General features: G+C 63.6%; 23 protein-coding genes and 1 tRNA gene. 15 read left to right on the top strand and 9 right to left on the bottom strand.

What is annotated here, in order from left to right; translation table 11 throughout:
* Positions 1-73: 73 nt before the first annotated feature.
* Complete coding sequence (locus tag FJW04_RS12155) at positions 74-781, top strand: SDR family NAD(P)-dependent oxidoreductase (RefSeq protein ID WP_140614983.1); 708 nt, start codon at positions 74-76, stop codon at positions 779-781.
* On the opposite strand, the gene FJW04_RS12150 is transcribed toward FJW04_RS12155, so the two are convergent.
* From FJW04_RS12150 to aroA, 4 genes are all read right to left on the bottom strand, one after another.
* Entirely contained in the window at positions 766-2,634 is a 1,869-nt protein-coding gene (locus tag FJW04_RS12150) for a hypothetical protein (protein WP_140714327.1), read from the bottom strand. The two genes, FJW04_RS12155 and FJW04_RS12150, sit on opposite strands and share 16 nt — an antisense overlap.
* A gap of 131 nt (positions 2,635-2,765) precedes the next feature.
* Positions 2,766-4,463: a 30S ribosomal protein S1 gene (rpsA, locus tag FJW04_RS12145; protein WP_015314259.1), complete on the bottom strand. Its 1,698-nt coding sequence runs from the start codon at positions 4,461-4,463 to the stop codon at positions 2,766-2,768.
* A gap of 206 nt (positions 4,464-4,669) precedes the next feature.
* Positions 4,670-5,320, bottom strand: a complete 651-nt coding sequence (gene cmk, locus FJW04_RS12140; RefSeq protein ID WP_140714436.1) for a (d)CMP kinase — start codon at positions 5,318-5,320, stop codon at positions 4,670-4,672.
* Positions 5,321-5,591: 271 nt separating this feature from the next.
* Positions 5,592-6,950 (bottom strand): 3-phosphoshikimate 1-carboxyvinyltransferase, encoded by a 1,359-nt coding sequence (aroA, locus tag FJW04_RS12135; RefSeq protein WP_140714325.1) that lies wholly within the window; start codon positions 6,948-6,950, stop codon positions 5,592-5,594.
* A 206-nt stretch (positions 6,951-7,156) separates the two neighbouring features.
* On the opposite strand from aroA, the gene FJW04_RS12130 reads away from it, so the two are divergent.
* A complete protein-coding gene (locus FJW04_RS12130) occupies positions 7,157-7,546 on the top strand; it encodes a TIGR02300 family protein (protein ID WP_015314256.1) in 390 nt (129 codons plus the stop codon).
* 173 nt (positions 7,547-7,719) lie between these two features.
* A tRNA-Ala gene (locus FJW04_RS12125) sits at positions 7,720-7,795 on the top strand.
* An 84-nt stretch (positions 7,796-7,879) separates the two neighbouring features.
* On the opposite strand, the gene FJW04_RS12120 is transcribed toward FJW04_RS12125, so the two are convergent.
* The 3 genes from FJW04_RS12120 to FJW04_RS12105 form a co-directional block, all read right to left on the bottom strand.
* On the bottom strand, positions 7,880-8,107 hold the full coding sequence (locus tag FJW04_RS12120; protein ID WP_015314255.1) for a hypothetical protein: 228 nt from the start codon (positions 8,105-8,107) through the stop codon (positions 7,880-7,882).
* Positions 8,108-8,444: 337 nt separating this feature from the next.
* Positions 8,445-9,146 carry a Crp/Fnr family transcriptional regulator gene (locus FJW04_RS12110; RefSeq protein ID WP_140714323.1) on the bottom strand — a complete coding sequence of 234 codons (702 nt, stop codon included), beginning with the start codon at positions 9,144-9,146 and terminating at the stop codon, positions 8,445-8,447.
* A 190-nt stretch (positions 9,147-9,336) separates the two neighbouring features.
* Positions 9,337-10,011: a GntR family transcriptional regulator gene (locus tag FJW04_RS12105; RefSeq protein ID WP_140614973.1), complete on the bottom strand. Its 675-nt coding sequence runs from the start codon at positions 10,009-10,011 to the stop codon at positions 9,337-9,339.
* Between the two features lie 393 nt (positions 10,012-10,404).
* Between FJW04_RS12105 and ssuD the strand changes: the two genes are divergently transcribed.
* The 10 genes from ssuD to FJW04_RS12055 all read left to right on the top strand — a co-directional run bounded on the left by ssuD (position 10,405) and on the right by FJW04_RS12055 (position 21,486).
* On the top strand, positions 10,405-11,577 hold the full coding sequence (ssuD, locus tag FJW04_RS12100) for an FMNH2-dependent alkanesulfonate monooxygenase (protein WP_140714321.1): 1,173 nt from the start codon (positions 10,405-10,407) through the stop codon (positions 11,575-11,577).
* Positions 11,574-13,031 carry an FAD/NAD(P)-binding protein gene (locus FJW04_RS12095; protein ID WP_140714319.1) on the top strand — a complete coding sequence of 486 codons (1,458 nt, stop codon included), beginning with the start codon at positions 11,574-11,576 and terminating at the stop codon, positions 13,029-13,031. Before ssuD ends, FJW04_RS12095 begins: the two co-directional genes overlap by 4 nt.
* Before the next feature lie 160 nt (positions 13,032-13,191).
* On the top strand, positions 13,192-14,295 hold the full coding sequence (gene sfnG / locus FJW04_RS12090) for a dimethylsulfone monooxygenase SfnG (RefSeq protein WP_140714317.1): 1,104 nt from the start codon (positions 13,192-13,194) through the stop codon (positions 14,293-14,295).
* A 124-nt stretch (positions 14,296-14,419) separates the two neighbouring features.
* On the top strand, positions 14,420-15,346 hold the full coding sequence (locus tag FJW04_RS12085; RefSeq protein ID WP_015314249.1) for an ABC transporter ATP-binding protein: 927 nt from the start codon (positions 14,420-14,422) through the stop codon (positions 15,344-15,346).
* On the top strand, positions 15,343-16,242 hold the full coding sequence (locus tag FJW04_RS12080) for a branched-chain amino acid ABC transporter permease (protein ID WP_015314248.1): 900 nt from the start codon (positions 15,343-15,345) through the stop codon (positions 16,240-16,242). The genes FJW04_RS12085 and FJW04_RS12080 overlap by 4 nt, the downstream gene beginning before the upstream one ends.
* Before the next feature lie 3 nt (positions 16,243-16,245).
* Positions 16,246-17,286, top strand: a complete 1,041-nt coding sequence (locus FJW04_RS12075; protein ID WP_140714315.1) for a branched-chain amino acid ABC transporter permease — start codon at positions 16,246-16,248, stop codon at positions 17,284-17,286.
* Positions 17,287-17,364: 78 nt separating this feature from the next.
* Complete coding sequence (locus FJW04_RS12070) at positions 17,365-18,702, top strand: ABC transporter substrate-binding protein (protein ID WP_140714313.1); 1,338 nt, start codon at positions 17,365-17,367, stop codon at positions 18,700-18,702.
* Positions 18,703-18,769: 67 nt separating this feature from the next.
* A complete protein-coding gene (locus FJW04_RS12065) occupies positions 18,770-19,561 on the top strand; it encodes an ABC transporter ATP-binding protein (RefSeq protein WP_140714311.1) in 792 nt (263 codons plus the stop codon).
* A 24-nt stretch (positions 19,562-19,585) separates the two neighbouring features.
* A complete protein-coding gene (locus tag FJW04_RS12060) occupies positions 19,586-20,833 on the top strand; it encodes an SfnB family sulfur acquisition oxidoreductase (RefSeq protein WP_140714309.1) in 1,248 nt (415 codons plus the stop codon).
* Positions 20,834-21,000: 167 nt separating this feature from the next.
* The gene (locus FJW04_RS12055) at positions 21,001-21,486 is read left to right on the top strand and encodes a hypothetical protein (RefSeq protein WP_140714307.1); all 486 of its coding nucleotides are present in this window, start codon (positions 21,001-21,003) and stop codon (positions 21,484-21,486) included.
* 80 nt (positions 21,487-21,566) lie between these two features.
* On the opposite strand, the gene FJW04_RS12050 is transcribed toward FJW04_RS12055, so the two are convergent.
* Positions 21,567-22,226, bottom strand: a complete 660-nt coding sequence (locus tag FJW04_RS12050; RefSeq protein ID WP_181172926.1) for a TetR/AcrR family transcriptional regulator — start codon at positions 22,224-22,226, stop codon at positions 21,567-21,569.
* Positions 22,227-22,500: 274 nt separating this feature from the next.
* On the opposite strand from FJW04_RS12050, the gene FJW04_RS12045 reads away from it, so the two are divergent.
* Positions 22,501-23,940, top strand: a complete 1,440-nt coding sequence (locus FJW04_RS12045) for an aldehyde dehydrogenase family protein (protein ID WP_015314241.1) — start codon at positions 22,501-22,503, stop codon at positions 23,938-23,940.
* 64 nt (positions 23,941-24,004) lie between these two features.
* On the top strand, positions 24,005-24,580 hold the full coding sequence (locus FJW04_RS12040; protein WP_140614951.1) for a DUF1349 domain-containing protein: 576 nt from the start codon (positions 24,005-24,007) through the stop codon (positions 24,578-24,580).
* Positions 24,581-24,732: 152 nt separating this feature from the next.
* On the opposite strand, the gene FJW04_RS12035 is transcribed toward FJW04_RS12040, so the two are convergent.
* Complete coding sequence (locus FJW04_RS12035; protein ID WP_246673794.1) at positions 24,733-25,992, bottom strand: glycosyltransferase family 4 protein; 1,260 nt, start codon at positions 25,990-25,992, stop codon at positions 24,733-24,735.
* Positions 25,993-26,185: the final 193 nt, after the last annotated feature.

Genomic DNA, 26,185 nt, shown 5'->3' with positions numbered 1-26,185 from the left:
GAAAGGGGCGACGCTTCGCGTCGGCGCGGCAAACCAACGACAAAAGTCATAAAAATGACAGGAGCGGTCCAGGATGACGGAAACACTTGAAGGCAGGCACATCGTTGTGACCGGTGGAACCGGCGCGCTCGGTGGGGCGGTGGTCGGCAGACTGCTGGAACAGGGCGCGATCTGCCACGTGCCGAACGCGCATGCCGCGGCACCTCAGCACTTCCCCTTCACCACGCACGATAATGTCAAACTGGCGCACAATGTCGATCTCTCGGACCCCGCCAAGGTCGAGGCGTTCTATAGCCAGGTTCCTGCCTTGTGGGGATCGATCCATCTGGCCGGCGGCTTTGCCATGGCGCCGGTGGAGAAGATCGAATCGGCGTCGTTTGCCGAGATGATGGACACCAACGCCCGCACCGCCTTCCTGTGCAGCCGCGCCGCCATCCGCTCGATGCTGGCGTCGGATACCGCCGGTCGCATCGTCAATGTCACGGCACGCGCCGGGCTCGACCCGCGCCGCGGCGCCGGCATGGTCGCCTATACGGCCAGCAAGGCGGCAGTCGCGGCCATGACGGTGGCGATGGCGGAAGAATTGAAGGCCCAGGGCATCCTGGTCAACGCGGTGGCCCCATCGACGCTCGACACGCCGGCCAACCGCGCCGACATGCCGGATGCCGATTTCACCAAATGGGTCAGCCTCGAAGCAGCGGCCGAGGCAATCGCCTATCTCGCCTCGCCGGCCAATCAGGCAATGAGCGGAACGCTGGTGCCGCTCTACGGCAGGGCCTGAGCGGAGAGCGTCGAAGCCGGGCAGCCGGCGTCGGATCCATCGGCGTTGCGGTAGCTGTAGATACGCAGCGGCGATGAAGCGTCCGTGGGACACTCCCTCAACCAAGCCGGCGGCTTGCCTTCCATCAGGGCCGCCGCGAAAGGGTAGGCGGCTTCGAGACCTGGCGACGGCGCGCCTCGCCAGGCACAGATCGCGACATGTGTCGCCTTCGACGCGTCGAGAATCGCACGCGGGTCGGCGGTCATGGGGTCGAGAAAGCGGTAGCTCCGTTCGATGCCTTTGGCCGAAGGGTGGTTTGGGATCGTCACCACCTTGGGGCCGTCGGCCAGCGCGACGAAATGCGATCCGATGAGCGGTGGCGAAAAGACGATGGCGCCCGACGGCCAACCCCGTTGCGCTCCGAAATGATCGAGGTCGCAACTGTCGGCGAATTCGGCGGCGGGTATCGCCGCTTGGGAGGGTCTGACCCCCAGATGGTACAGCGCCATGGCCCCGGACAAAACCAGACCGGGCAGGATCAATGCGTATTTGCGCGATGGCGCCGGCACGGGAGATTTCAAGTAGCGCCGCAACCCCGAACTTTGCGGCAGCAGGCTCTCCAGCACGAAGATCAGGCCGATGCCGGAGAAAATCGGAAGATAGCGGAAGTAGCGGAGATAGTCGATCGCCAGCACCAATCCGAGCAGCGAAAACAGGGCCAGTATGACCAGAGGCCGGCTGCGGCCATGCGACCCGGTGCAGATGCCGACCGGCGCGAGCGCGCCGACGAACAGCAGCAACATGCTGGGAAAGCCGGACGACAGGACGAAATCGGGGCGCCGAAACAGGCTCAATTCCTGAAGAATTCTGTTGAGCATGTTGTCGCGGACATAGGCGTCCATCGACGCGTAAGGGCCGTCCAGGCATTGCGGAAACAGTTTCACCAGCGCCACCAGGCTGATGGCGGCGAACACCAGCAGAAGCGCGGCCCGCATTGCCCAGCCGCCACGCGTGCCGACAAGCCGAGGTACGACGGCGAATGAGAGCCCGGCGGCGGTCAGCGCCAGCACATGCGGCGCGGAATAGGTATCGCATTTGACCGCGGCATAAGCCGAGGGCGCGACGGTAGCGGCGAACAGGCCGATCGCGCCGATCGCCAGGGCCACTCCAAAGCCGGTGATCCCTGTCGCACTCTCGTCGCGGCCGGCGATCCAGTCGAAGGCGTAGACGGCCATCACCAGGGCGAAGAACGGTGCGAACTCGGCGCTGATCGCGATTGCCAGGGCTGTCAGCAAGCCGTTGACGAAGGGCGAAAGGCGATTCCGCGACAGCAACAGGACCAGGGCGGCAAGCAGAAGCAATATCTGCAGATTGTGATAGTCGATCCGCCCCGGCGCGTATTCGAAGAAGGTGCGCGCGGCGAAGATCAAGGCCAACGGCAATGCAATGGCCGGATAGGCAAAGCCCATCGCGACAATCAGCCGGTTGTAGAAGTAGAGCGCGGGTACAAACAGGAGCAGCGGCACGACAAAGCTTGCTGCCATCAGCGCCGGCTCGAAGCCGGCGAACGGCGCGAGCAGCCACGCAAAAGCGGCATAGGGCAGGTCCACGATCCATGGCCAGTGCGAGATGTAGGGCTCGGGCTGGGCAATGCCGGGCATTGTCCGGTCGAAGATATTCCCGGTCACGAGCAAGGTGCGGATCTCGTGTATTTTGAGAAGGTCGTCCGCATCGGCATTGAGCCGGAAGCCCAGGGACCAGAGGACGATCATCACCGTCACCATGCCGCTGAAGCAGAAAAGGGCCGGTGCGCTCATATAAAGACGCGGCAGCCACGAAGATTGCGCTGCGGCCCTGTCGTCGTCATTGCTCATGGAAAGCTTCCCCGGGATGACTGCCAAATACGCGAGGAAGTTTATCTTGCCGTAAAGAAAGACCCCGCCGGATCGCTCCGGCGGGGTCTTTGTTCAAGCCGCACGAAAATCGTGCGGCAAGCGGTGAATCCTTAGTTGCCCTGCTTCTTCAGCGCGGCACCCAGGATGTCGCCCAGCGAAGCGCCGGAGTCGGTCGAGCCGTACTGTGCGACGGCTTCCTTCTCTTCGGCGATTTCCAGCGCCTTGATCGAGACCTGCAGCTTGCGGGTCTTCTTGTCGAAGGCGATGACGCGGGCGTCGACCTTCTGGCCGACGGTGAAGCGCTCGGGGCGCTGCTCGTCGCGATCGCGGCTGAGGTCGGAGCGCTTGATGAAGGTCTCGATACCGCTGTCGACCAGCCGCACTTCCAGACCGCCATCCTTGACGCCGATGACTTCGCAGGTAACGACGGCGTTCTTGCGCAGTTCGCCTGACGTCGCGGCTTCGCCGACCGTGTCCTTGGCCAGCTGCTTGATGCCGAGTGAGATGCGCTCCTTGTCGATGTCGACGTCGAGCACCTGCGCCTTGACCATGTCACCGCGATTGTACTCTTCGATGACCTGCTCGCCCGGACGGGTCCAGTCTAGGTCGGACAGGTGCACCATGCCGTCCACGTCGCCTTCGAGGCCGATGAACAGGCCGAACTCGGTCTTGTTCTTGACCTCGCCCTCGACCTGGCTGCCGACCGGATGGCTCGAGGCGAAAGCCTGCCACGGATTCTCGAGCGTCTGCTTGAGGCCGAGCGAGATGCGGCGCTTGGCCGGATCGACTTCGAGCACCACCACGTCGACTTCCTGCGTCGTCGACAGGATCTTGCCGGGATGCACGTTCTTCTTGGTCCACGACATTTCCGAAACGTGGATAAGGCCCTCGATGCCCGGCTCCAGCTCGACGAACGCGCCGTAGTCGGTGATGTTGGTGACGGTGCCCTTGATCTTCTTGCCGATCGGGAACTTGGTGCCGATCTCGGACCACGGATCGCTCTCGAGCTGCTTCATGCCGAGCGAGATGCGGTGGGTTTCCTGGTTGATGCGGATGATCTGCACCTTGACCGTCTGACCGATGTTGAGGATTTCGGTCGGATGGTTGACGCGGCGCCATGCCATGTCGGTGACATGCAGCAGGCCGTCGATGCCGCCGAGGTCGACGAACGCACCGTAATCGGTGATGTTCTTGACGACGCCTTCGACAACCTGGCCTTCCTCGAGGTTCTGCACGATTTCCGAACGCTGTTCGGCGCGGCTCTCCTCAAGCACGGTACGGCGCGACACGACGATGTTGCCGCGGCGGCGATCCATCTTGAGGATCTCGAAGGGCTGCGGGTTGTGCATCAGCGGGGAGACGTCGCGGATCGGGCGAATATCGACCTGGCTGCGCGGCAGGAAGGCCACGGCGCCGTCGAGGTCGACGGTGAAGCCGCCCTTGACCTGGTTGAAGATGACGCCTTCGACGCGCTCACCCTTGGTGAACTTCTCTTCGAGCTTGACCCAGCTCTCCTCGCGGCGTGCCTTGTCGCGCGACAGCACGGCCTCGCCCAGCGCATTTTCGATGCGCTCGACCATGACTTCGACGGTGTCGCCGACCTTGAGCGTCGAGTCCTTGCCCTTTACGCCGAATTCCTTCAGCGGCACACGGCCTTCGACCTTGAGGCCGACATCGATGATGGCCATGTCTTTTTCGATCGCCAGAATCGTGCCCTTGACGACTTGGCCTTCGCCGGAATGACCGGTGGTAAATGATTCTTCGAGCAGGCTCGCGAAATCATCGCGAGTGGGATTTGCAGCAGACATTGTTTCTCCTGGAGTACCCCGCATTTTTCGCGGGGCGGGCGCCGTGGGTTAGCGTTGCGTTGGCCTGCCGGCGTTCCGGGCTGCAAAAGCCCTGGGCCGCTTTTCAAGCGGCAATTCCGGCGCATGAAGAATGCAGGCAGGCTGGTTCGTGCCCGATATGGGTATTTTCTTCGCCTCCGGCAACCGGAAGCAGCATGAAACCCGGATCAGGCCTTGTTTCTCTTGGCCAGCACGTCATCGATGACGGACATGGCCGCGAGAAACGCGGCTTCTATAGCCATTTCGCTGGTATCAAGCAAGTGCGCGTCGGCCGCCGGCTTCAGCGGCGAGTCCGCCCGGCCCATGTCGCGCTCGTCGCGACGCTGGATATCGGCAAGGATTTCGGCGAAATCGGCGGTGCCGCCGATGCTTTCGATCTCAGCCAGCCGGCGCTTGGCGCGCACCTCGGCACTTGCCGTCACATAGAGTTTTATGTCGGCCTCGGGGCACACGACCGTGCCGATGTCGCGCCCGTCCAGCACCGCGCCCGGCGGCGTCCTTGCGAAGTCGCGCTGCTTTTCGACCAGGATGCGCCGCACCGTAGGGAAAACCGCGACCTTCGAGGCGGCCTCCCCAACCGCATGCGCCGACAGCACCGCACGGTCGAGCTTTGCCAGATCGACCTGGCGGGCGGCGGTTTCTGCCGCCGAGACATTGTCGAGCGGTAGGCCCAGCCGCAGCAGCGCATGGGCGACAGCACGATAGGTCAGGCCGGTGTCGAGCAGGTTGAGGCGGTAGTGATCGGCGAGACGGCGGGCGAGCGTGCCTTTGCCCGCGCCGGCCGGTCCGTCGATGGCGATGGTGAAGGGGTGGGTCATTGGCATGCAGACGCCTTATGCATGGAAGCAGGCCCCCGCGACTTCGTCATCCTAGGGCGTAGCGAACGCGAAGCGGAGCGAAGACCCTGGGATCCATGCCGTGACGTCAGCCAAAGAACGCTGCGGATCACAATTTTGCAACGTTGCGGGGCGTTGAGGTCATGGCATGGATCCTGGGGTCTGCGCCGCGTCGCTGCGCTCCTTGCTTCGCCCCAGGATAACGAAGCACGGGATGTCGCCAGCCAATCCCCAAGGTTTGCGATTGCCACTATCACTCGATTTCCGCGCCCAGCCCCGTCATCAGTTCCATGAACTCCGGAAAGCTCGTCGCGATCATCGCCTGGTCGTCGATGGTGACAGGCTTTTCCGTTGCCAATCCCATCACCAGAAAGCTCATGGCGATGCGGTGGTCGAGATGGGTCTGCACCGTCGTATCCCGGCCGTTGGGGTGGCCGCCCAATCCCCTGCCGCCTGGTTTGCCGCGCACGGCAAGCGAAGCTTCGCCCTCGGTGCAGTCGACGCCGTTGAGCTTCAGCCCGTTGGCGACCGCCGACAGCCGGTCGGATTCCTTCACCCGAAGTTCCTCCAGCCCCTGCATCAGCGTCTCGCCCTCGGCGAAGCTGGCGGCAACGGCCAGCACCGGGTATTCGTCGATCATCGACGGCGCCCGCTCGGGCGGCACGGCGACGCCTTTCAACTCGGAGTAACGCACGCGCAGGTCCGCGACATCCTCGCCGCCGGCATTGCGCGGGTTCAAGATGTCGATCTGGCCGCCCATTTCCTGCAGCGTCAGCAGCAACCCGGTGCGGGTCGGGTTCATCAGCACGTTTTCGATCGTGATGTCCGAACCCGGCACGATCAGCGCCGCCACCAGCGGGAAGCCGGCCGAGGACGGGTCGCCCGGCACGGCGATGGTCTGGCCGGTCAGCTTGCCCTGGCCTTCGATGAAGATGTGGCGCACGCCGCGCTCGTCGGTCTCGACCGACAGGTTGGCGCCAAAGCCCTTGAGCATCTTTTCCGTATGGTCGCGCGTCATGACAGGTTCGATGACGGTGGTGATGCCTGGCGTGTTCAACCCGGCCAGCAGCACCGCCGACTTCACCTGCGCCGAGGCCATCGGCACGCGGTAGGTGATCGGGGCGGCGTGCTTCGGCCCATGCAGCGTGATCGGCATGCGGTCGCCGGGCGTGGCTTTGAGCACCTGCACGCCCATCTGGCGCAGCGGTTCGAGCACGCGACCCATCGGCCGGCCCGACAGCGAGGCATCACCGATGAAGGTCGTCTCCATGTCGTAGGTGCCGACGAGCCCCATGGTCAGCCGCGAGCCAGTGCCGGCATTGCCGAAATCGAGCGGACCTTCCGGCTGCAGCAGCGCGCCGTTGCCGGTGCCGCGGATCACCCACTCGGCGCCGCGTTTCTCGATATGCGCGCCCATCGCCTTCATGGCCGCGCCCGTGCGCATCACATCCTCGCCCTCGAGCAGGCCGGTGATGCGGGTTTCGCCGGAGGCGAGCCCGCCGAACATGAACGAGCGGTGCGAGATCGACTTGTCGCCCGGCACGCGGGCCGTGCCGGAAAGGGCTGGTGACTTGCGGGCAGTGGCCGGCTTGGCAGCGGCGGCGTGAGACATGGAATTTCCCTGGACGGATTGCCGGCGTGCCGACGCTTTTCATTTGTTGCGGCGGTCTCGTATCACGGCGGGACGAAATGGTCATCCCCATGCCTGTCACTTGGCGCGAGGCCTTTCAGTGCTTGGTTTTGTGACGCCGGCTTTTCGCTTTGACAGCGCTGCAAACTGTGGTTAAGGGGACCACTCTTTTATCGACGAGGCTTGCCGTGGCAAAAACCGAACTTGGCACAAAACGCATCGACCCGGAAACGGGCCGGAAATTCTACGACCTGAACAAGGACCCGATCGTCTCGCCCTATACGGGCAAGACCTATCCGCGCTCCTATTTCGAGGAAGGCAAGATCGCCGCCGTCGAGGAGGAAGAGGAAGTGGCCGAGAAGGAAGTGGACGCCGAGGAGGAAGAGGGCGTCGAGGTCGTCTCGCTCGAAGAGGCGGAAGACGACGCCAAGAGCGACGATCTTCCCGATCTCGGTGACGACGAGGATGACGTCGACCTCGGCGACGACGAGGATGACACCTTCCTTGCCGACGAAGAGGAAGAAGACGACGACGTTTCCGACATGATCGGCGTCGGCGACGACGACGACGAAGTCTGACAAAGGCTTCGAACGTAAGCGTTTGCCGGCTTTCACGCCCTGTGAAGAAAAAGCCGCCGATGAAGGCTTGATATCTGGGAATGGCGGGGTTAGAAGCCGCCTGCACTAACGGCGCGGTCTTCCAACCCGCGCCGATCTCTCGCCGGAAACGGCGCCGGCTGACTGCCGGGAGTGGGGCCATAGCTCAGTTGGGAGAGCGCTTGAATGGCATTCAAGAGGTCGTCGGTTCGATCCCGATTGGCTCCACCAGTTACCTTCCAGGGCAAGGAAACGCTTTGCTTCGGCGGGACATCTCCGCCCTGTTCAACCATTGGCGATCCCTGATTTGCGCGATCACGGAACGTCAGCGCCGAACTCGACGGCAAATCCCGCGTCGATCGCGCTTCGCGCAATGAGATCGCCAAGTTCCCAATCCGTGAGTTCGCAAAGCGGGAACATTCTCCTCACCTCGTGGCTCACCTCGGATATCGAAATGCACGGCCTGTCGACGGTGTCGATCAGGCAGCGGACAATCGCTTGGCGAACGTCCGACAGGGTAGGCGTCTGCGCGAGCGCAGGCATCTCAGCCCCTACGAATGGAGCTGTGGCGCTACGCCATCGGCTGAGTTTGTGTCGAAGGCCACCGGCACGCCGTGAACGAGGGATGCGGTCGCCAGCAACTCCTCCAACTCGCCGTCGGTAGCCCTGCATGCGGGTATGAGTGTTCGGATGGCGCGTATTGCCTGCGCAATGGAGAGAAAGCGTGCCTTGCCTCTGGAAAGAACATAGGCTTCGGCGGCTCTTTCAACCGTGATGGAGTGAAAGAGTTGGTCATCGAGAATTTCCTCCCTGAACCCTGACCAATATGGTTTACGGCAGGACTTCGGTGGTCTTCAAGCCTATGTCCGGTTCCAGACAATCAGCCAGCCCCTGCGCTGAAGTGATGTTGCTCCTCCTCGCCATAGGCACCATCCGTGAGTTTTATCATTCCGGTACGGTCGACGATCGTGATCTCGCCGCGCTTGGCGTGAACCAGCCCCCGATATTCGAGCATTTGGAGGGCGGTGGTAACGCCCGGGCGCCTGGAGCCAAGCATGGTCGCCAGAAATTCATGCGTCAGGTAGATGATATCTCCTTCAGCGCGATCGTTGACCATCAGCAACCAGCGGGCGAGCCGTTCCTCGATTTTCGAATGGCCATTGACCAGCGCCGTTCGCGACGACTGGACCAGGAATGCGTGGGCGTAGCGAAGCAGCGACGCGCGAAGGGTCTGGCTCTCGGCAATCGCAATGCGCAGACGTTCAACCGGCAGACACCAGCCGTTGCTGGCGACTTGAATATAGGTTTCATTGGGAGATCGGTCCTGGCCGAGAACGACCGCTACCCCGGTCATGCCGTCGCGGCCGATGATGCCGACTTCGCTTTGCCGCCCTCCGGTCATGGCGGCGACCACCGACGCGATACCGGTTTCGGGAAAATAGACATGCTCGATCGGCTGATGCGCGATCTCCAGCCGGGCTTTGATGGCCAGTTCGACGTGATGCATCGACGGCCGTAAAAGCCCGAAATCCTCAGGCGTGAGGGTTTTCAGAACATGGTTGCGAAAGGTGGATTGAGGCATGGCTCTTCTCCCTATCGGGCAAGAGCATGTACCCTCTTACTGTCGGCTGCATCCGGACAAACGGCGGCCGATGGCTGATCTTACGCTTCATGCGCGGGCTTGGCAAACGACTGCGCCTGCGTGGAAAGCTAACTAAGCGTTGACGTCAAGCGTCCCGGGGGCCGCAGCGCTGCCAGACGCCGAGAAGGCTTCAGCCGAGAAGGTCCGCGGCGACTTCGAGCGTGTTGCGGAAAGAGGTTTCGAGGTGGTGTTCCATCGCTTGTGCGGCGCCCTCGGCATCGTGCCGCTTCAGGGCATCGAGAATGGTTTCGTGCTGCTCGATCGTCTGTTCGCCATAGCCGGGCTTTGGAATGGCGAGATAGCGGCCGCGGTCCATCTGCGCCTTGGAGATGTCGACCGCTCGCCAGATCATCGGCAGGCCGCAGATTTCGGCGATGGTGCGATGAAAGACATCGTCGAGTTGGATCGCGGTGGCATATCGGCCGCGCGCGATGGCGAGCTTGTGCGCCGCCATATTGTCCTCCAGCAATTCGGCGGATGCCGGCGTGAGCTTGATGGCCGCGCGCCTGGCGCTCTCCATTTCCAGCGCCCGCCGGATGACGTAGGCCTCCTCGAGGTCGGCGCGGCTGATCGGCGCGACATAGGTGCCGGTCTGCGCCAGGATATTGACCAGGCCTTCGTCGCTGATGCGCTTCACCGCTTCCCGCACCGGGGTGCGCGAAACGCCGAGCGCTTCGGCGATGGCCACCTCGTTGATCACTTCCCCCGGCTTCATCTGTCCGACGACGATCAGGTTGCGGATCTTCTGATAGATCTGATCGCGCAGCGGCAAAGCCCGATTGAGGGTCGAAGGGTCAAGGTCCATGGCAAATCCGCAGCGTTCGTTCACCAGAAATGATCGGAGTATATTGGAACGTAAATTGGAATGCACCCAATGCGGAGGCGTCCCTGTCGACAATGGAGGGGGTGGCCAAGTCACTCGACGCCTGGAAGGAGGCCGCCAACCCTTCCAAGGCGGCGCAAGGACAACGTCAACGCGGTCGAGCCGGCCCTCTCCGCTCGCAGGCGGCGGGCATGAGGAAGAATTTCCAATTGCGTGCACGGATTTAGAATAAACAAACTCTACAGAATTTATAGAATAAGCAATCTGCATGGGCGATCTGTTTCCTGCACAGGACCACGCCATGCCAGCATTTCCGCGTTTACTCTCAACCGTGCCGGAGCCGGGCCGCTACCACCGAACCACAGGAGGCAAGGCATGACCCAAGATGTCCCTGACCGCATCAAGGTTCTCTGGTTCCTGCCGACGCATGGCGACAGCCGTTATCTCGGCACGACCGAGGGCGGCAGGGCCGTCGATCTGCCCTATCTGTCGCAAGTGGCGAAAGCGGCCGACACGCTTGGCTATTACGGCGTGCTGTTGCCGACCGGCCGGGCCTGCGAGGATTCCTGGGTGATTGCGTCGGCGCTGGCGCCCCTGACAGAGCGGCTGCGTTTCCTCGTCGCCGTGCGGCCCGGCTTGCAGTCGCCGACGCTTGCCGCGCGCATGACAGCCACGCTCGACCGCATCTCCAACGGCCGCCTGCTGATCAATGTCGTCACCGGCGGCGATCCGCTGGAAAACAAGGGCGATGGGATCTTTCTCTCGCATGCCGAGCGCTATGAGGTGACGCAGGAATTCCTCCGGATCTACAAACGGGTGCTGAGCGGTGAGACGGTCGAGCACCAGGGCAAGCATTTCCGCATCGAGGACGGAAGGTTGCTGTTCCCGCCGGTGCAGGCGCCCTATCCGCCGCTCTATTTCGGTGGCTCATCGGATGCCGGATCGGCAGTCGCGGCGCAGGAAATCGACAAATATCTGACCTGGGGCGAACCCCCGGCCGACGTCGGACGCAAGCTCGATGCCGTGCGCGAACTGGCCGACAAGGCCGGCCGCAAACTCTCCTTCGGCATTCGTCTGCATGTCATCGCCCGTGAAACCACTGAACGGGCCCGGGCCGCCGCCGACAGCCTGATCAGTCGGCTCGACGACGCGACGATCGCTTCGGCGCAGAAAGTGTTCGGCCGCATGGATTCGGTCGGCCAAGCGCGCATGAGCGCGCTGCATGGCGGCAACCGTGACAAGCTCGAGATCGCGCCCAATCTATGGGCCGGCGTCGGCCTGGTGCGCGGCGGTGCGGGAACGGCACTGGTCGGCGACCCGGATACGATTGCCGAGCGCATCGATGAATACCGTCGCCTCGGCATCGACACCTTCATCCTGTCCGGCTACCCGCATCTGGAGGAAGCCTATCGCTTCGGCGAACTGGTGCTGCCGAAACTGCCGACCGATCATCCGGTCAAGTCGGCCGGGTCGTCGGTCAATACCGGGCCGTTCGGCGAGACCATTGCCGGTGACCATCGGCCGAAGTCGCTCGCCAGCGCCTCGTGAACGCGCTGCCTCCGGTCCGCCGATCGCGCGTCGCCATAATCGGCGGTGGTTTTTCCGGCGCGGCGGTCGCTTGGCATCTTGCGCTGGCGCATGGGCCGGAGCGCCTGTCGATCTCGGTGATCGAACCGCGTTCCGCGCTCGGCGGCGGTCTTGCCTATTCCAGCGAAGAGCCGTCGCACCGCGTCAACGTCCCGGCCGTCCGGATGAGCATGGTTCCCGAAGACCAGCAGCATTTTGCGCGCTGGCTGGCCGGCAGCGGCGAAATCGAGCGGGACCCGGATGCGCTGTGGAAGAACGGCGACGTATTTCCGCGCCGGCGGGTGTTCGGTCGCTATGTCGCCGAGCAGCTCGCACCTTGGCTCGACTCGGGCGCTATCCGTCATGTCGAAGCTCAGGCCACCCGGGTAGTTCGAGCCAACGGCGCGGGCTGGACCGTACAGACCTTAGCCGGACCTGTCGCGGCCGACATCGTCGTGCTCGCCGCGACTCATCCTCTGCCGGCCATCCCGGCAGCACTTGCCCTGTTGGCTGAAGCACCTGGCTTCATCGCCGATCCCTACGCGCCGTCGGCACTCGCTGGGATCGGGCCGGAGGCGTCGGTCCTGATCGTCGGCTCCGGACTGACCTCGGCCGACATGGTGGCCGAGCTTGACCGCCGGGGTCATCGCGGCCGCATCCTGGCGCTGTCGCGCCGCGGACTGCGTTCGCGCGCCCACCCGGATATCAGACATGAGCCCTTCGGCGACTTTGCGTCGGTGCCGGCCACATCCGCACTTGGCCTGCTGAAGAACATTCGCGCCACGCTGGCCGCGGCGCGAGCCGCCAACGTCAACTGGCAGTCGGTCTTTGACCAATTGCGCATGCAAGGGCCGGTGCTGTGGTCCGCCCTCGCTCCGCAAGAGCGGGCAAGGCTGGTCCGCCAGCTGCGCGTGTTCTGGGACGTGCATCGCTTCAGGATCGCACCGCAGGTGGCTTCCGTGCTCGACCGCCGTCAGACCGCCGGCACATTCGACACCATTGCAGCCCGGCTTGTCGCGTCGAACGTCGAGGGCGACAGCCTCGCGGTCAGCTTCCAACGGCGCGGACAGACGCGCATCGAGACGGCAAGCTTCGATGCCGTCATCAACACGACAGGGCCGGCCCATGGGCAGGCGCTCCAGTCAAATCCGGCGCTGCGTTCCCTGACTGAGGCCAGTCTGATCAGGGCGGACGCATACGGGCTCGGTATCGAGACCGGCCTCGATAGTCGCGCCGTCGGTGGCGATGACAAGGCGGTTGCCGGGCTTTTCGTCGCCGGTCCGCTGGCGCGAGGCACCTTTGGCGAACTCATGGGCCTGCCGGAGGTCGCTCGCTATGCCCAAAGGGTCTCGGCCGAGATCGCGGGGCTGCTCGACACATCTTCTTCAGGCGGAGCGGTTGGCCCCAATGCCGGGGGCGTTGCGGTCGCGGGCTGACAACCGCAAGCCGGCATGGCTGGGCAAAATTGGTATTTCCGTCCCGCAAGTGCGCCAAAAACGGAAAATCCTCCTTTGTATATAAATTCGATAAACATAATAAATATAGCGACATCCGGCTGCGGCTGGACCGATCAACAGCCTGACTGGGAGACAATTCATGGCACATGCAGGAACCGACGCGGTCAAATTCGCCTACTGGGTGCCCAATGTTTCGGGCGGCCTGGTGATCTCCGACATCGAGCAGCGCACCAGCCATTCAGCCGAGTACAACCGCAAGCTGGCACAGATTGCCGAAAAGGCCGGTTTCGACTACGCGCTGAGCCAGATCCGTTTCACCGCCGGCTACGGCGCCGACGAGCAGCATGAATCGGTGGCATTCAGCCATGACCTGCTGGCCGCCACCACGACGCTGAAGGTGATCGCCGCGATCCTGCCCGGCCCTTGGAATCCCGCGCTGGCGGCCAAGCAGATTGCCACCATCAGCTACCTGACCAACGGCCGTGTCGCCATCAATCTCGTCTCCGGCTGGTTCCGTGGCGAGTTCCACGCCATCGGTGAGCATTGGCTCGACCATGATGAGCGCTACCGTCGCTCCGAGGAATTCATCCGTGCGCTGCGCGGCATATGGACTGAAGACAGCTTCACCTTCCGAGGCGACTTCTACCGCTTCAACGAATACTCGCTGAAACCGAAGCCGCCGCGGCCGCTGCCCGAGATATTCCAGGGCGGCTCGTCGCGCGCGGCACGCGACATGGCATCACGCGTCTCCGACTGGTATTTCACCAACGGCAACACGCCGGCCGAAATCGCCAAACAGGTCGATGATCTCAAGACCAAGGCAAAGGCCAGCAATCATTCCGTCAAGGTCGGCGTCAACGCCTTCGCCATTGTGCGCGAGACGGAGCACGAGGCCAAGGCGGTGCTTGCCGAGATCATCGCCAGGGCCAATCCGGAAGCGGTCAACGCCTTCGGCCACGAGGTCAAGAACGCCGGCAAGGCCTCGCCGGAAGGCGAGGGCAATTGGGCGAAGTCCTCCTTCGACGACCTCGTCCAGTACAATGACGGTTTTCGCTCCAACCTGATCGGCACACCGAGACAGGTTGCCGAGCGCATCGTCGATTTGAAGAGCGCCGGCGCCGATCTCATCCTGCTCGGCTTCCTGCATTTCCAGGAAGAGGTCGAGTATTTCGGCAAGCATGTCATCCCGCTCGTTCGCGAGCTGGAGGATGCCGGGCAGGCGGCTTCGCTGGCAGCGGAATAGTCATCTCTCCAAGGCTGGCCGGGTAATCCGGCCAGCACCCGAATGAAGGTTTTCAAGCGCGCTCGATCTTTTCGGGCGGCATCGAGAATTCGTGCGCCTGCGGGCGAAATCGAGGACGATTGGAATGCCGTTGCCCAGCTATGCCATAGGCGTGATGGAAGCCTCGGTCTATGCGCCGGAAGTTTTCGCGCGCGGCCTGCCCTCGGCGCTGCAGCCGTCCGAAGGTCATACCGCACCGGTAACAGGCACTGCGGTGGCCACATCTCCGATGCTTTCACTCCAGGCCATCGGCCTGTCGTTCGGCGGCGTCGTCGCGCTGGCCGACATCGATCTGTCTGTTCGATCAGGTGAAATCCGCGCCATTATCGGCCCGAACGGCGCCGGCAAGAGCTCGCTGATCAATGTCATCAGCGGTGTCTACCGGCCGGATCGCGGCCAGGTCCAGCTTGCCGGAATCGACTATGCGCAGGTGCCGACGCAGCGGCTGGCGCATCTCGGCGTCGCCCGGACTTTCCAGAACCTTGCTTTGTTCAAGGGACTGAGCGTCCTCGACAATGTCGCCACCGGCCTTGCCTACAAGGTCCGTTCCAACTTCGCCGGCCAGGTGCTCGGCATCGGACGATCGCGCGGCGAGCGACGTGAGACACGCAGCCGCGCCGATCAGATTCTCGAATTTCTCGACCTCACCGCCGTGCGCGATCGTCTTGCCGGCACGCTGCCCTACGGGCTGCGGAAGCGGGTCGAACTCGCCCGGGCGCTGGTCGCGGAGCCGCGCCTGCTGCTGCTCGACGAACCGATGGCCGGCATGACATCAGGTGAGAAAAGCGAAATGGCTGCTTTCGTGCGCGCCGCGCGTGACCGCTTTGCCACCACCGTCGTCCTGATCGAACACGATGTCGGCGTCGTCATGGGCCTGTCCGACCGTGTCGCCGTTCTCGACCATGGCCGCAAGATTGCCGACGGCACACCCGACGAGGTCCGCAACGACCAGCGCGTCATCGATGCCTATCTGGGCGTCGCCTCAGACAATGAGGACGGGGCGGGCATATGATCGCCGACTTCGACTATCAGTTCTTCATCGAGGTGCTCGTCGGCGGGCTGCTCTCCGGCGTCATGTATTCGCTGGTCGCGATCGGCTTCGTGCTGATCTACAAGACCTCGGGCGTGCTCAACTTCGCCCAAGGCGCGATGCTGCTGTTCGCCGCCCTTACCTTCGTCAGCCTTGTCGAACGCGGTGTTCCGTTTGCACTGGCGTTGGTGGCAACGTTCGCCATCATGGTGGCGATCGGCATCGCCATCGAGCGCACGGTGCTGAGGCCGCTAACCAACAAGCCGCCGATCACCCTGTTCATGGCGACGCTTGGCCTGTCCTACATCATCGAGGGCGCCGCCCAACTGATCTGGGGGACGCAGGTCCATGGTCTTGACCTCGGTATCGAGGATGTGCCGCTGGAAGTCGGCGGCGTGCTGATCAGCCAGTTCGATATTTTTGCGGCGGTGGTCGCGGCCGGCATGGTTCTCCTGCTGTCGCTGTTCTTCCGCTACACCCGCATCGGCCTCGCCTTCCGCGCCGTCGCGGACGACCAGTTCGCCGCACTCGCGGTTGGCCTGCGTCTGCCACTGATCTGGGCCACCGTCTGGGCGGCGGCCGGCCTGGTCGCGCTGGTCGCCGGGCTGCTCTGGGGCGCCCGCCTAGGGGTGCAGTTCTCGCTGTCGCTGGTGGTGCTCAAGGCGCTGCCGGTGCTGGTGCTTGGCGGCTTCGATTCCATTCTTGGCGCCATTGTCGGCGGGCTCCTGATCGGCGCCAGCGAGAAGCTCGCCGAGGTCTATATCGGCGATTATTTCGGCGGCGGCATCGAGAGCTGGTTCGCCTATGTCGTCGCGCTTGTCTTCCTCCTGATCCGTCCTTCCGGCCTGTTCGGCCAAAAGCTCGTCGAAAGGGTCTGAGCCATGGCCGCGATTGCAAGCGACTTTTCCGCCGTGACGGTGCTGCCGAAATGGGCGGTGCCCGTACTCCTGCTCGCCTTCGCCTATGGGGTCTTGCCGCTGATCGGCTCGAGCTACCTGTTCGAGGCCATCCTGCTGCCGTTCCTGGCGCTCAGCCTCGCCGGTATCGGCCTCAACATCCTGACCGGCTATGCAGGCCAGGTTTCGCTGGGCAGCGCCGCTTTCATGGCGGCAGGCGTCTTTGCCGCCTATAATTTCAACCTGCGCGTCGAAGGCCTGCCACTGATCGGCAGCATTTTCCTCGCCGGCATCGTGGCCGCCGCGATCGGCATCGTCTTCGGCTTGCCGAGCCTGCGGCTGAAAGGGTTTTACCTCGCGGTTTCGACGCTTGCCGCGCAGTTCTTCGTGCAATGGGCGCTGACCAAGTTCAGCTGGTTTTCCAACAACTCTGCATCCGGCGTCATCGACGCGCCGAGGCTTTCGATTTCGGGCTTCACACTCGATGGCCCCGTCGACCGCTATTTCTTTGCGCTGACCATCGTCGTCATCCTGACCTTCTTCGCCTATCGGCTAGTGTCGTCGCAGACGGGACGAAACTTCATCGCCATCCGCGACAACGAGACCGCCGCCCGCATCATCGGCATCCCGGTCTTGAAGACCAAGCTTCTGGCCTTTGCCATCTCGTCCTTCGTCATAGGCGTCGCCGGTGTCATCTGGGCGTTCGCTTATCTCAGGACCGTCGAGCCGGATGGCTTCGATCTCGACCGCTCGTTCCAGATAATGTTCATCATCATCATTGGCGGCCTCGCCTCGATCCGCGGCGCATTCTTCGGCGCCGCCCTGATCGTGGTCTTTCCGCTCGCACTGTCGCGCCTCGGCGGCTTCCTGCTTGGCGATGTCTTCGATTCGGGCGTGCTCGACATGAGCCAGCGCATCGTGCTCGGCGTCCTCATCATCCTGTTTCTGATCCTCGAACCCGACGGGCTGGTGGCCCTGTGGGACAGGATCCGAAGACGGCTCCTGTTCGCTTGGCAATCGACCTGAGCCCTCGCACTCCAGAATCCTATTCGAAGATGAACCAGAGGCCGGACCAAAGACGGCCCATACCGGGAGTACCTAGCCATGACCTTCCTCAGCACCATCAAGGCGGCGGCTTTGTCCGCGGCGATGATTGTGTCGGTGGCCTTGCCATCAGCTCATGCCGACGAACAATATTTCCCGCTGCAGAGCTATCGCGTCGGACCCTACGCGGCCGGCGGCACCGGCTTCTTCGGCGGCTTCATCGATTATCTCAACCTCATCAACATCCGCGACGGCGGCGTCAACGGCGTCAAGCTGACCTGGGACGAGTGTGAGACCCAGTATGAGGTCGAGCGCGGCGTCGAATGCTACGAGCGGCAGAAGAGCCATGCGGGTGCCGCTGCCTGGAACCCGCTCTCAGTGGGCATCGCCTATGCGATGATCGACCGTATCACCGCCGACAAGGTGCCGCTGATCACGGTCAACCATGGCCGCACCGACTCGACCGACGGGCGCGTCTTCCCTTACGTCTTCCCGCTGCTGCTCAACCCCTACAGCGAGACGTCAGGCATCGTGAACTATATCGCCGCCAAGGAAGGCGGCATCGACAAGCTCAAGGGCAAGAAGATCGTCGTGCTCTATCACGGCTCGCCCTACGGCAAGGAGACCATCCCGATATATGATTTGCTGGCGCAGAAATATGGCTTCACCGTGCAGCAGATCGAGGTGCCGCATCCCGGCAACGAACAGCAGTCGCAATGGCTGACCATCCGCCGCGCCAAGCCTGCTTTCGTCGTCCTGCGCGGCTGGGGCGTGATGAACCCGGTGGCGCTGAAGACGGCGGTCAAGGTCGGCTATCCCGTCGACCACATCGTCGGCAATGTCTGGTCGAATTCGGAAGAGGACGTCATCCCCGCCGGCGATGCCGCCAAGGGCTACACCGCCATCACCACCCAGGCCTCGGGCAACACCTATCCGGTGGTGCAGGAGATCGTGAAGACCGTCTACGGCGCCGGCAAGGGCAATCTCGAAGACAAGTCGCGCATCGGCTCTGTCTACCACAATCTCGGCATCGTCAACGGCATCCTGAATGTCGAGGCGATCCGCGTCGCGCAGGAGAAGTTCGGCCATCGCACGCTGACCGGCGACGAAGTCCGCTGGGGCTTCGAACACCTCAAGCTCGACCCGTCCAAGGTCGAGGCGCTCGGGGCCAAGGACCTGTTCCACTCGATCAATGTCAGCTGGGACAACCACGAGGGCGAGGGCTACGTGACCTTCCAGCAGTGGGACGGCAAGAAGTGGAACGTCGTTTCCGACTGGATCGCGCCGGATTGGGCGCTGCTGCGGCCGATCATCGAGAAGTCGGCCGAGGCCTATGCCGCCGAGAAGGGCATCAAGCTGCGCACCGCCGACGATGCCAACGCCGTGACCACCAACTGATCTCCGGGCCGGGTGCCGTGGACACCATCCGCGGCGCCCGGCCCATCCGCAAAGCACGGAAACAGCCATGCCGAACGACGACATCATTCTGGCCGTGGACGCGGTCCACGCCACCTATATCAACGCCATCACGGCGCTGCATGGCGTCAGCTTCGAGATCAGGCGGGGTGGGATTCTGGCGCTGCTCGGTGCCAACGGCGCCGGCAAGACCACCACGTTGAAGGCCGTCTCCAACCTGCTGCCGGCAGAGCACGGCCAGGTCAACGCCGGCTCCATCCGCTATGATGGCTCGGATGTCTCGCGCCGCAAGCCGGGCGATCTCGTACGCGCCGGGCTGGTCCAGGTGCTGGAAGGCCGTCACTGTTTCAAGAGCCTCACCGTCGAGGAAAACCTGGTCGCCGGCGGCATCGGCCGCAGCGGCCGCCGAGCCGAAATCAACGCGGACCTCGAACGGGTTTATTCCTATTTTCCGCGTCTCAGGGAAAAGCGCCGGACATTGTCCGGCCTCACCTCCGGTGGCGAACAGCAGATGACTGCCATCGGCCGCGCGCTGATGTCGCGGCCGCGCCTGCTGGTTCTCGACGAGCCCTCGATGGGGCTTGCCCCGCTCATCGTGCAGGACATCTTTCAGACGCTGAAAGAACTCAACCGCGAGACCGGTCTGTCGATCCTGGTCGCCGAGCAGAACTCGGCGGTCGCGCTTCGCTATGCCGACCACGCCACTGTGCTCGAAAACGGCGTCTCGGTCCTGTCCGGCGCGGCCGCCGATCTTCGCCAGCGCGAGGATATCAGGGCGCTCTATCTCGGCCAGCAGCCGTCGCCCGCCGCCAAGCCATCCCGTCTCCACGCCGTTGCCTGAACCGAAATTTGAAGGAGCAATGAAATGACCGTCTCGGCCGTCAAGACAGACCATGCTTCCGCCGCCGTACCGCCGGTCGCAAGGCCCTCGGCACCAGCACACATCATCAGGGACGATGCGGAGGCGATCGCCATCGCCCATGCGCTCGCCGCCGAATTCGTCAAGGGGGCGTCCAGGCGCGACCGCGAGCGTATCTGGCCGGTTGCCGAGCTCGACGCCTTCTCCCAAAGCGGCCTGTGGTCGATCAATGTGCCGAAGGAATTCGGCGGGCCGGAACTGTCCTATGCGACGCTGGTCAAGGTGATCGAGATCATCTCGGCGGCCGATTCCTCAATCGGCCAGGTCGCGCAGAACCATCTCGGCGTCATCGCGGCCATCCGCACCGTGTCGGATGTGGAACAGCAGAAGCTGCTGTTCACCGAGGCGCTGAAGGGTACCCGGTTCGGCAACGCCTTTTCCGAGTTCGGTTCGAAGCGCGCCGCCGATTTCGAGACCCGCTTCACCGACGCCGGCGACCATGTCGTCGTCAACGGCCGCAAATTCTATTCGTCCGGCGCGCTGCTTGCCCATCTGGTGCCGATCGTGGCGCTCGATGACGAAGGTCGCGCCTGGTATGCCATCGCCGACCGTGGTGCGCCCGGCCTGACCGTTATCGACGACTGGTCGAGCTTCGGCCAGCGCACGACGCTCTCCGGCACCGTCATCATCGACAACGTCAAGGTGCCGAAGACGTATCTGGTGCCGGGCTACAAGGGCTACGACAAGCCGACCGCCGACGGCGCCATCTTCCAGATCATCCAGGTGGCGGTGGACACCGGGATCGCCCAGGCGGCGATCGACGAGACGGTTCACTTTGTCAGGACCAGGAGCCGCGCCTGGATCGACAGCGGCTTCGACAATGCCTGGGACGATCCCTACACCATCCAGGCTGTCGGCGACCTCACGCTGCGCCTGCACGCGGCGCAGGCGCTGCTCGAAAAGGCCGGCCATGCCATCGACAAGGCGGTGGCCGAGCCGACAGCCGAAACGGTCGCGCAAGCCCAGATCGTTACCGCGGAAGCAAAAATCCTGTCGACCGAGATCGCCATCGCCGCAACGAACAAGCTGTTCGAACTGGCCGGCACGCGCTCGACGCTGGCCGAGCACAATCTCGATCGCCATTGGCGCAACGCCCGCACGCACACGCTGCACGATCCGGTGCGCTGGAAATATTCGATCCTCGGCAAATATTTCCTCAACGGCGAGAATCCGCCGCTGCACGCCTGGAGCTGATTTGCCGGAGGCGGGCGGCGCGGGCTGCGGTCGACCTTGTCGTCGCCGAGTGGCTTTGCCCTGACGGTTATCCCCTTCCGGATGCCGGCGGCGGGTGAAAGCTTACGCGCAATTTACGACCATCGGTTACACCGGTTCCTGTCTGATTCGTTCGGGACAGGAACACCATGAGCAAAGCCCTCACGACCTTCGCACTCGTCGCCGCCTTGACCGCCTTGCTCATGGCGCTGAGCCTTGCGGTGGCCCGCCACGGCTATCCCTATGGCGCGATCGGCGTCAAGCGTCTCGACGGCATCGCCGACGCCGGAACGTTCATTCCGCTTGCGGCAATTTTTTTCTTCAGCGCGCTGTTGATGATGATCCTGCCGATCCGCGCGGCCAGTATCGTCCTCCTCCATGCCGCCGATGCGATCTTCTGGACTGTCATCGTGCTGTTCGCCACCATCGTCGGCGGCCTGCTCGCCCGATGGGCCTTCGGTCAGGGCAGCGCTCTTCTGGCGTTGTTGAACTGGCGGTTCCTGTTTGCCGTGGCGGTCGTCGGTTGCCACTTCGTCATGAACGAGTTGCGCCGCAACGTGCTGCTGCGCAGCCTGTTCTTCGTGATCTTTGCCGCCGCCACGCTGGCCTGCCTGTTCTGGTCGTTTACGCTTTAGCCGGAACCTACCATCCTATCGCCACCTGTTCTTCGTTCCATGGCGAAGCGCTATTGGGATCACGAGTTCGGAGTCTTCGGCTACCGGCCGCCGGAGACCGCTTTCGCGACGTAGCGCGAAAAATCCTCGACATCCGCAGCCGAAGGCTCCTGGCCGGTGAAGCTGCGCAGATACGCGGCAACATGCGGCAGGCGACTGCTCATCGGCTCGTTGAGTTCGAGCGAATAGTAGCCGATCTGCATGAAATAGAGCACGCGAGCGCGAACGAACGCGTCTTCCTCCTCATAGCCATGACGCAAGAACATGCCGCGGATGGCTGTGACGCGTTCTTCGTCGGCCTCGTCGAGCGCACGCCGGATGGTGGGGGAGCGTCGAGCCCATGCCCGGATGGCGAAATCCAGCCGGGGGTCGAACAGCTTTTCGTCCACCCAGCATTCGAAAATGCTCATCACCCCTCGAATGACAGTCGCGGAAGGGCGTGCGGCACGCTCGACGATGAATCGGGTATTGGTCTGCCGCCAATGGTCCAGCAACTGGTCGAGCAGATCCTGCCGGCTCTTGAAATACCAGTAGAAGCTCGAGCGCGAGACATCGAGTTGCTGGCCAAGCGTCAGCACACGGACGCGTTCGACGCCGTCCGAGATCAGGGTTTCAAGCGCCAGCTTCAGCCAGTCTTCGCGGGTAGCCTTGACGTTGCCGGTGGCGCCGGCGCGCTGGATCGTCGTTTCGATTGCTGCCATCTTGACGACGCATGACACGCCACACCAGGCAAATCAAGATTGTGGACATGCCTGTACAGGCGATCCGGCCTTGACCCGGAGCGCTGCCCGCCCATGTTAGCCGGATTGCTTGGCGACGCGGCTCCGTCGCCGCTGCCGCGAAGGCGTGGGTGCAGCCCGGGGACTTTTGTCGCGGTCTGCAGGCCCAGTGCGTGCTTTCCCGCAAGGCAATTGTCTGGCAAATACCACTTCAGACAGATGCCGCCGCGCGGCCAACAGCCAGGAAGGCAAGGACATGACAGCGTTTCGAAAAAACCTCATCGATGGTGAATGGGTCGGCGATGCCGGCTCCCGCAACATCAACCCCTCGGATACCGGCGACGTCGTCGGCGAATATGCTTCGGCGGGGGTCGAACAGGCGGGCCAGGCGATAGCGGCGGCCAAGGCGGCGTTTCCAGCGTGGTCCCGTTCCGGTCCGCTGGCGCGCCATGCGGTGCTGAAAAAGGCGGCCGACGAGATCATGGCGCGCAAGGATGAACTCGGCCGCAATCTGGCGCGTGAGGAAGGCAAGACGCTGGCCGAGGGCATTGGCGAGACCATCCGCGCCGCCCAGATATTCGATTTCTTTGCCGGCGAAACATTGCGCCTGTCGGGAGAGGTGGTGCCAAGCGTGCGGCCGGGCGTCGGCGTCGAGATCACGCGCGAAGCGGTCGGCGTGGTCGGCATCATCACACCGTGGAATTTCCCCATTGCTATTCCCGCCTGGAAGATCGCTCCGGCGCTGGCCCACGGCAACACCATCGTCTTCAAACCGGCCGAGCTCGTTCCCGAAAGCGCCTGGTCCATCGTCGACATCCTGCATCGCGCCGGCCTGCCCAAGGGCGTGCTCAACCTCGTCATGGGCAAGGGCTCGGTGGTCGGCCAGGCGATGCTCGACAGCCCCGACGTCAACGCCATCTCCTTCACCGGCTCGGTGGGAACCGGCAAGCGCGTCGCGGCGGCAAGCGTCGAGCACATGCGCAAGTTCCAGCTTGAAATGGGCGGCAAGAATCCGCTGGTCGTGCTCGACGATGCCGATCTCGCGGTCGCTGTCGATTGCGCGCTGAACGGCGCCTTCTTCTCGACCGGCCAGCGCTGCACGGCCTCGTCGCGTTTGATCGTCACCGAAGGCATCCACGACCGTTTCGTCGACGCGCTCAAGGAGCGCATGGAAAAGCTGGTGATCGGCGACGCGCTCGACGCGCAGACCCAGATCGGCCCGGTCGTCGACGCCACCCAGCTCAAGCAGGACGAGGACTATATCGCCATCGGCGTCCGCGAAGGCGCCACGCTCGCTTTCGGCGGCGAACGGCTCGACCGCAAGACGCCGGGTTTCTATCTCAAGCCTGCGCTGCTGACCGAGGCCACCAACGCCATGCGCAGTTCGCGCGAGGAGATTTTCGGCCCCGTCGCCAGTGTCATCCGCGTCCAGGATTATGACGAGGCGCTTGCCGTCGCCAACGACACGCCGTTCGGCCTGACCTCGGGCATCTGCACCACGAGCCTCAAGCACGCCACGCATTTCAAGCGCAACTCCGAAGCCGGCATGGTGATGGTCAACCTGCCGACGGCGGGCGTCGATTTCCACGTTCCTTTCGGTGGCCGCAAGGGTTCGAGCTTCGGTCCGCGCGAACAGGGCCGCTATGCCATGGAGTTCTACACCACGGTAAAGACCGCCTATACGTTCGCGGGATGATCTGGCGCGCCGGCCGACCGCCGGCGGACCGTCACCTCCCCTGGAAACGGACCGGTGCAAAGGGATGACATTGCAGGACCTGACCTGGCTCAACCCGCCGCCGCATCATGCCATCGAAGGTGATGGCGTGCGCGTGCGCACCGGCAAGGAGACCGATTTCTGGCGTGAGACCTTCTATGGCTTCTGGCGCGACAACGGCCACTTCCTGTATCGGCGGGTCGAGGGCGATTTCACCGCCGAAGTGACCGTCAAGGGCGACTACGAGGTGCTTTACGATCAGGCCGGGCTGATGGTCCGGCTGAGCGAAACGCACTGGATCAAGGCCGGCATCGAATACACCGATGGTCTTGCCTATTTCTCCGTCGTCGTCACCAACGACACCTCGGACTGGTCGCTGGTGGCCATTGCCGCCGGCCCTGACGGCGTCAGGATCCGCCTGACCCGCCACGGCGAGGCGGTCCGCGTCCAGTATCTCGACGCTTCCGACGGTCATTGGAAGCCGGTGCGGCTCGCCTATTTCCCGACCTCGAAGATGGTCGATGTCGGGTTGATGTGCTGTTCGCCGCAGCGTGAAGGTTTCGAAGTCACGTTCTCCGGATTTTCGGTCGGTCCGCCGATTGCGCGGGATCTGCACGACTGACCCTTGCAACCGGGCTCCGCGTGGCGTGTGCGAACGGACCGGTAGGACATTGCGGCCCCAAGGCCCTTCCAGCTCTCGGCATAGGCTGGAAGCGTTCGGGAACGCTGTCCGTCTTCCACGCCCGGTGCAGGATCGGCGGGATAATCGGCGGCTCATGGGGTGATCCGAGACGGCTGGTCGTCATCGCCGTCATTGTCCAGGGCAAGCCCGGCACGGACGGCATCGCGGATCGCCTGCGGGCCAAACCTTGCCCATACGGCCTGGTGGGCGCGCACGCGCTGCCTTGCCCGGCGCCCGGCGTCGCGTGAAAGTTGGACGGCCATGGCGGCCAGGCCTTCGTCGCTGGCCGACAGCAGCACCTCGTCGTTCTCGACCAGGCCCAGGCCCTCGGCCGCGAGCGGTGTCGCGATCACCGGCACCCCCCAAGCCATCGCCTCCAGAATCTTGATGCGCGTGCCCCCGCCCGCCCTGAGCGGGATGATGCTGAGATGCGCGCTGGACAGGAGCGGCCCCACGCTTTCGGGATCTTCAACGAGCTCGACATCGGGCAACCCGCGCAGGGCCAGCACGGCCGGTTCCGGGCCGCGTCCGGCGAGAACCAGCTTCGCGTCGGGCAAGGCCAGGCGGATGCGGGGCAATATGGTCCGGGCCAATCGCACGGCGGCGTCGACGTTTGGAGGATAGCCGAGATGACCGATGAAAAGGATCACCGGAAAGCCGCTATTGGCCGACGGTTCCGGGGGCAGCACATTGGGAATCGCCTCGACGTTGGGAATCCCATTGGGAACGACATCGATGGGCATCGCGCGCCCGCCAAAGCGCATCAGCTTCTCGCGATCCTCGTTCGAGCAGACCCAGACCCTGTCGACAAGGGCGAGCGCCTTTCTTTCGAGATGCCTGATGCCAGGCACCGATGCGGCAACGGAAAGGCGCGATGCGGTCGCTTCGGCGCGTTTCATCTGCGCGGACAAGTCGGACTCGACATTGTGCATGTCGAGGATGAGCTGCTTTGCCAGCGATCGCAAAGGCCGCAGCAGCTTGAACAGGCCGATGCTCTCGACCACCACGGTGTCAGGGCGGAATTCGAGGATCAGTGCTTCCAGCCGTGCCAGGGCCGCGCGCGAAATGCGATGCTCCTCCCTTATACGCCACCATCCGATGGAAGCCGTCCGGGGCTCTCCCTCGATCGACAGCGCCTCGGTGCGGATCAGCGGATTGGGCGCGGTCATGGCGATGGCCCTGGGCCGCACCGAGGCCAGGCAGGCCGGTCCGAACGCGGCCGCCGCCACGGCATTGCGATAGTTGCGCAGATCCGCGCCGGAAGTCGGCGGAAACGCCGGCTCATGGCACACGATCAGCACGCGTCGCCCGCTGCCGCGCGCCGGCATGTCGGCATCGGGCCGCGCGCTCAAGGCGGACGCCCGACGCTTCGCGCCAGAAGTTGCGCAAGCTCTTTCTCGGACGACATTAACGAGGCCCCCGCAGCCACAGAAATCAGCTTCGACTTGTTTAGCCGAACCGTGCTTTCGTCAAGCGTTGGATCACAGTCTGATGCCCGGCGCGCTTGCCTTGCGGATCGGTCGCAATGCGGATCCGGCTGGGACC

The organism is Mesorhizobium sp. B2-7-3 (genome assembly GCF_006440715.1).
GTDB classification, from domain to species: Bacteria; Pseudomonadota; Alphaproteobacteria; order Rhizobiales; family Rhizobiaceae; genus Mesorhizobium; species Mesorhizobium australicum.
The sequence above is the reverse complement of the archived record's forward strand: the minus strand, read 5'-3'. Positions and strand labels throughout refer to the sequence as shown.

Excerpts from the sequence above, each read along its gene's own strand:
- FJW04_RS12070 (WP_140714313.1), top strand. The coding sequence starts at position 17,365 with ATGACCTTCCTCAGCACCATCAAGGCGGCGGCTTTGTCCGCGGCGATG.
- ssuD (WP_140714321.1), top strand. The coding sequence starts at position 10,405 with ATGACCCAAGATGTCCCTGACCGCATCAAGGTTCTCTGGTTCCTGCCG.
- FJW04_RS12105 (WP_140614973.1), bottom strand. The coding sequence starts at position 10,011 with ATGGACCTTGACCCTTCGACCCTCAATCGGGCTTTGCCGCTGCGCGAT.
- FJW04_RS12045 (WP_015314241.1), top strand. The coding sequence starts at position 22,501 with ATGACAGCGTTTCGAAAAAACCTCATCGATGGTGAATGGGTCGGCGAT.
- FJW04_RS12055 (WP_140714307.1), top strand. The coding sequence starts at position 21,001 with ATGAGCAAAGCCCTCACGACCTTCGCACTCGTCGCCGCCTTGACCGCC.
- FJW04_RS12050 (WP_181172926.1), bottom strand. The coding sequence starts at position 22,226 with ATGGCAGCAATCGAAACGACGATCCAGCGCGCCGGCGCCACCGGCAAC.
- FJW04_RS12080 (WP_015314248.1), top strand. The coding sequence starts at position 15,343 with ATGATCGCCGACTTCGACTATCAGTTCTTCATCGAGGTGCTCGTCGGC.
- FJW04_RS12060 (WP_140714309.1), top strand. The coding sequence starts at position 19,586 with ATGACCGTCTCGGCCGTCAAGACAGACCATGCTTCCGCCGCCGTACCG.
- sfnG (WP_140714317.1), top strand. The coding sequence starts at position 13,192 with ATGGCACATGCAGGAACCGACGCGGTCAAATTCGCCTACTGGGTGCCC.
- FJW04_RS12040 (WP_140614951.1), top strand. The coding sequence starts at position 24,005 with ATGACATTGCAGGACCTGACCTGGCTCAACCCGCCGCCGCATCATGCC.
- FJW04_RS12085 (WP_015314249.1), top strand. The coding sequence starts at position 14,420 with ATGCCGTTGCCCAGCTATGCCATAGGCGTGATGGAAGCCTCGGTCTAT.
- FJW04_RS12075 (WP_140714315.1), top strand. The coding sequence starts at position 16,246 with ATGGCCGCGATTGCAAGCGACTTTTCCGCCGTGACGGTGCTGCCGAAA.
- FJW04_RS12065 (WP_140714311.1), top strand. The coding sequence starts at position 18,770 with ATGCCGAACGACGACATCATTCTGGCCGTGGACGCGGTCCACGCCACC.
- rpsA (WP_015314259.1), bottom strand. The coding sequence starts at position 4,463 with ATGTCTGCTGCAAATCCCACTCGCGATGATTTCGCGAGCCTGCTCGAA.
- FJW04_RS12150 (WP_140714327.1), bottom strand. The coding sequence starts at position 2,634 with ATGAGCAATGACGACGACAGGGCCGCAGCGCAATCTTCGTGGCTGCCG.
- cmk (WP_140714436.1), bottom strand. The coding sequence starts at position 5,320 with ATGACCCACCCCTTCACCATCGCCATCGACGGACCGGCCGGCGCGGGC.
- FJW04_RS12120 (WP_015314255.1), bottom strand. The coding sequence starts at position 8,107 with ATGCCTGCGCTCGCGCAGACGCCTACCCTGTCGGACGTTCGCCAAGCG.
- FJW04_RS12110 (WP_140714323.1), bottom strand. The coding sequence starts at position 9,146 with ATGCCTCAATCCACCTTTCGCAACCATGTTCTGAAAACCCTCACGCCT.
- FJW04_RS12155 (WP_140614983.1), top strand. The coding sequence starts at position 74 with ATGACGGAAACACTTGAAGGCAGGCACATCGTTGTGACCGGTGGAACC.
- aroA (WP_140714325.1), bottom strand. The coding sequence starts at position 6,950 with ATGTCTCACGCCGCCGCTGCCAAGCCGGCCACTGCCCGCAAGTCACCA.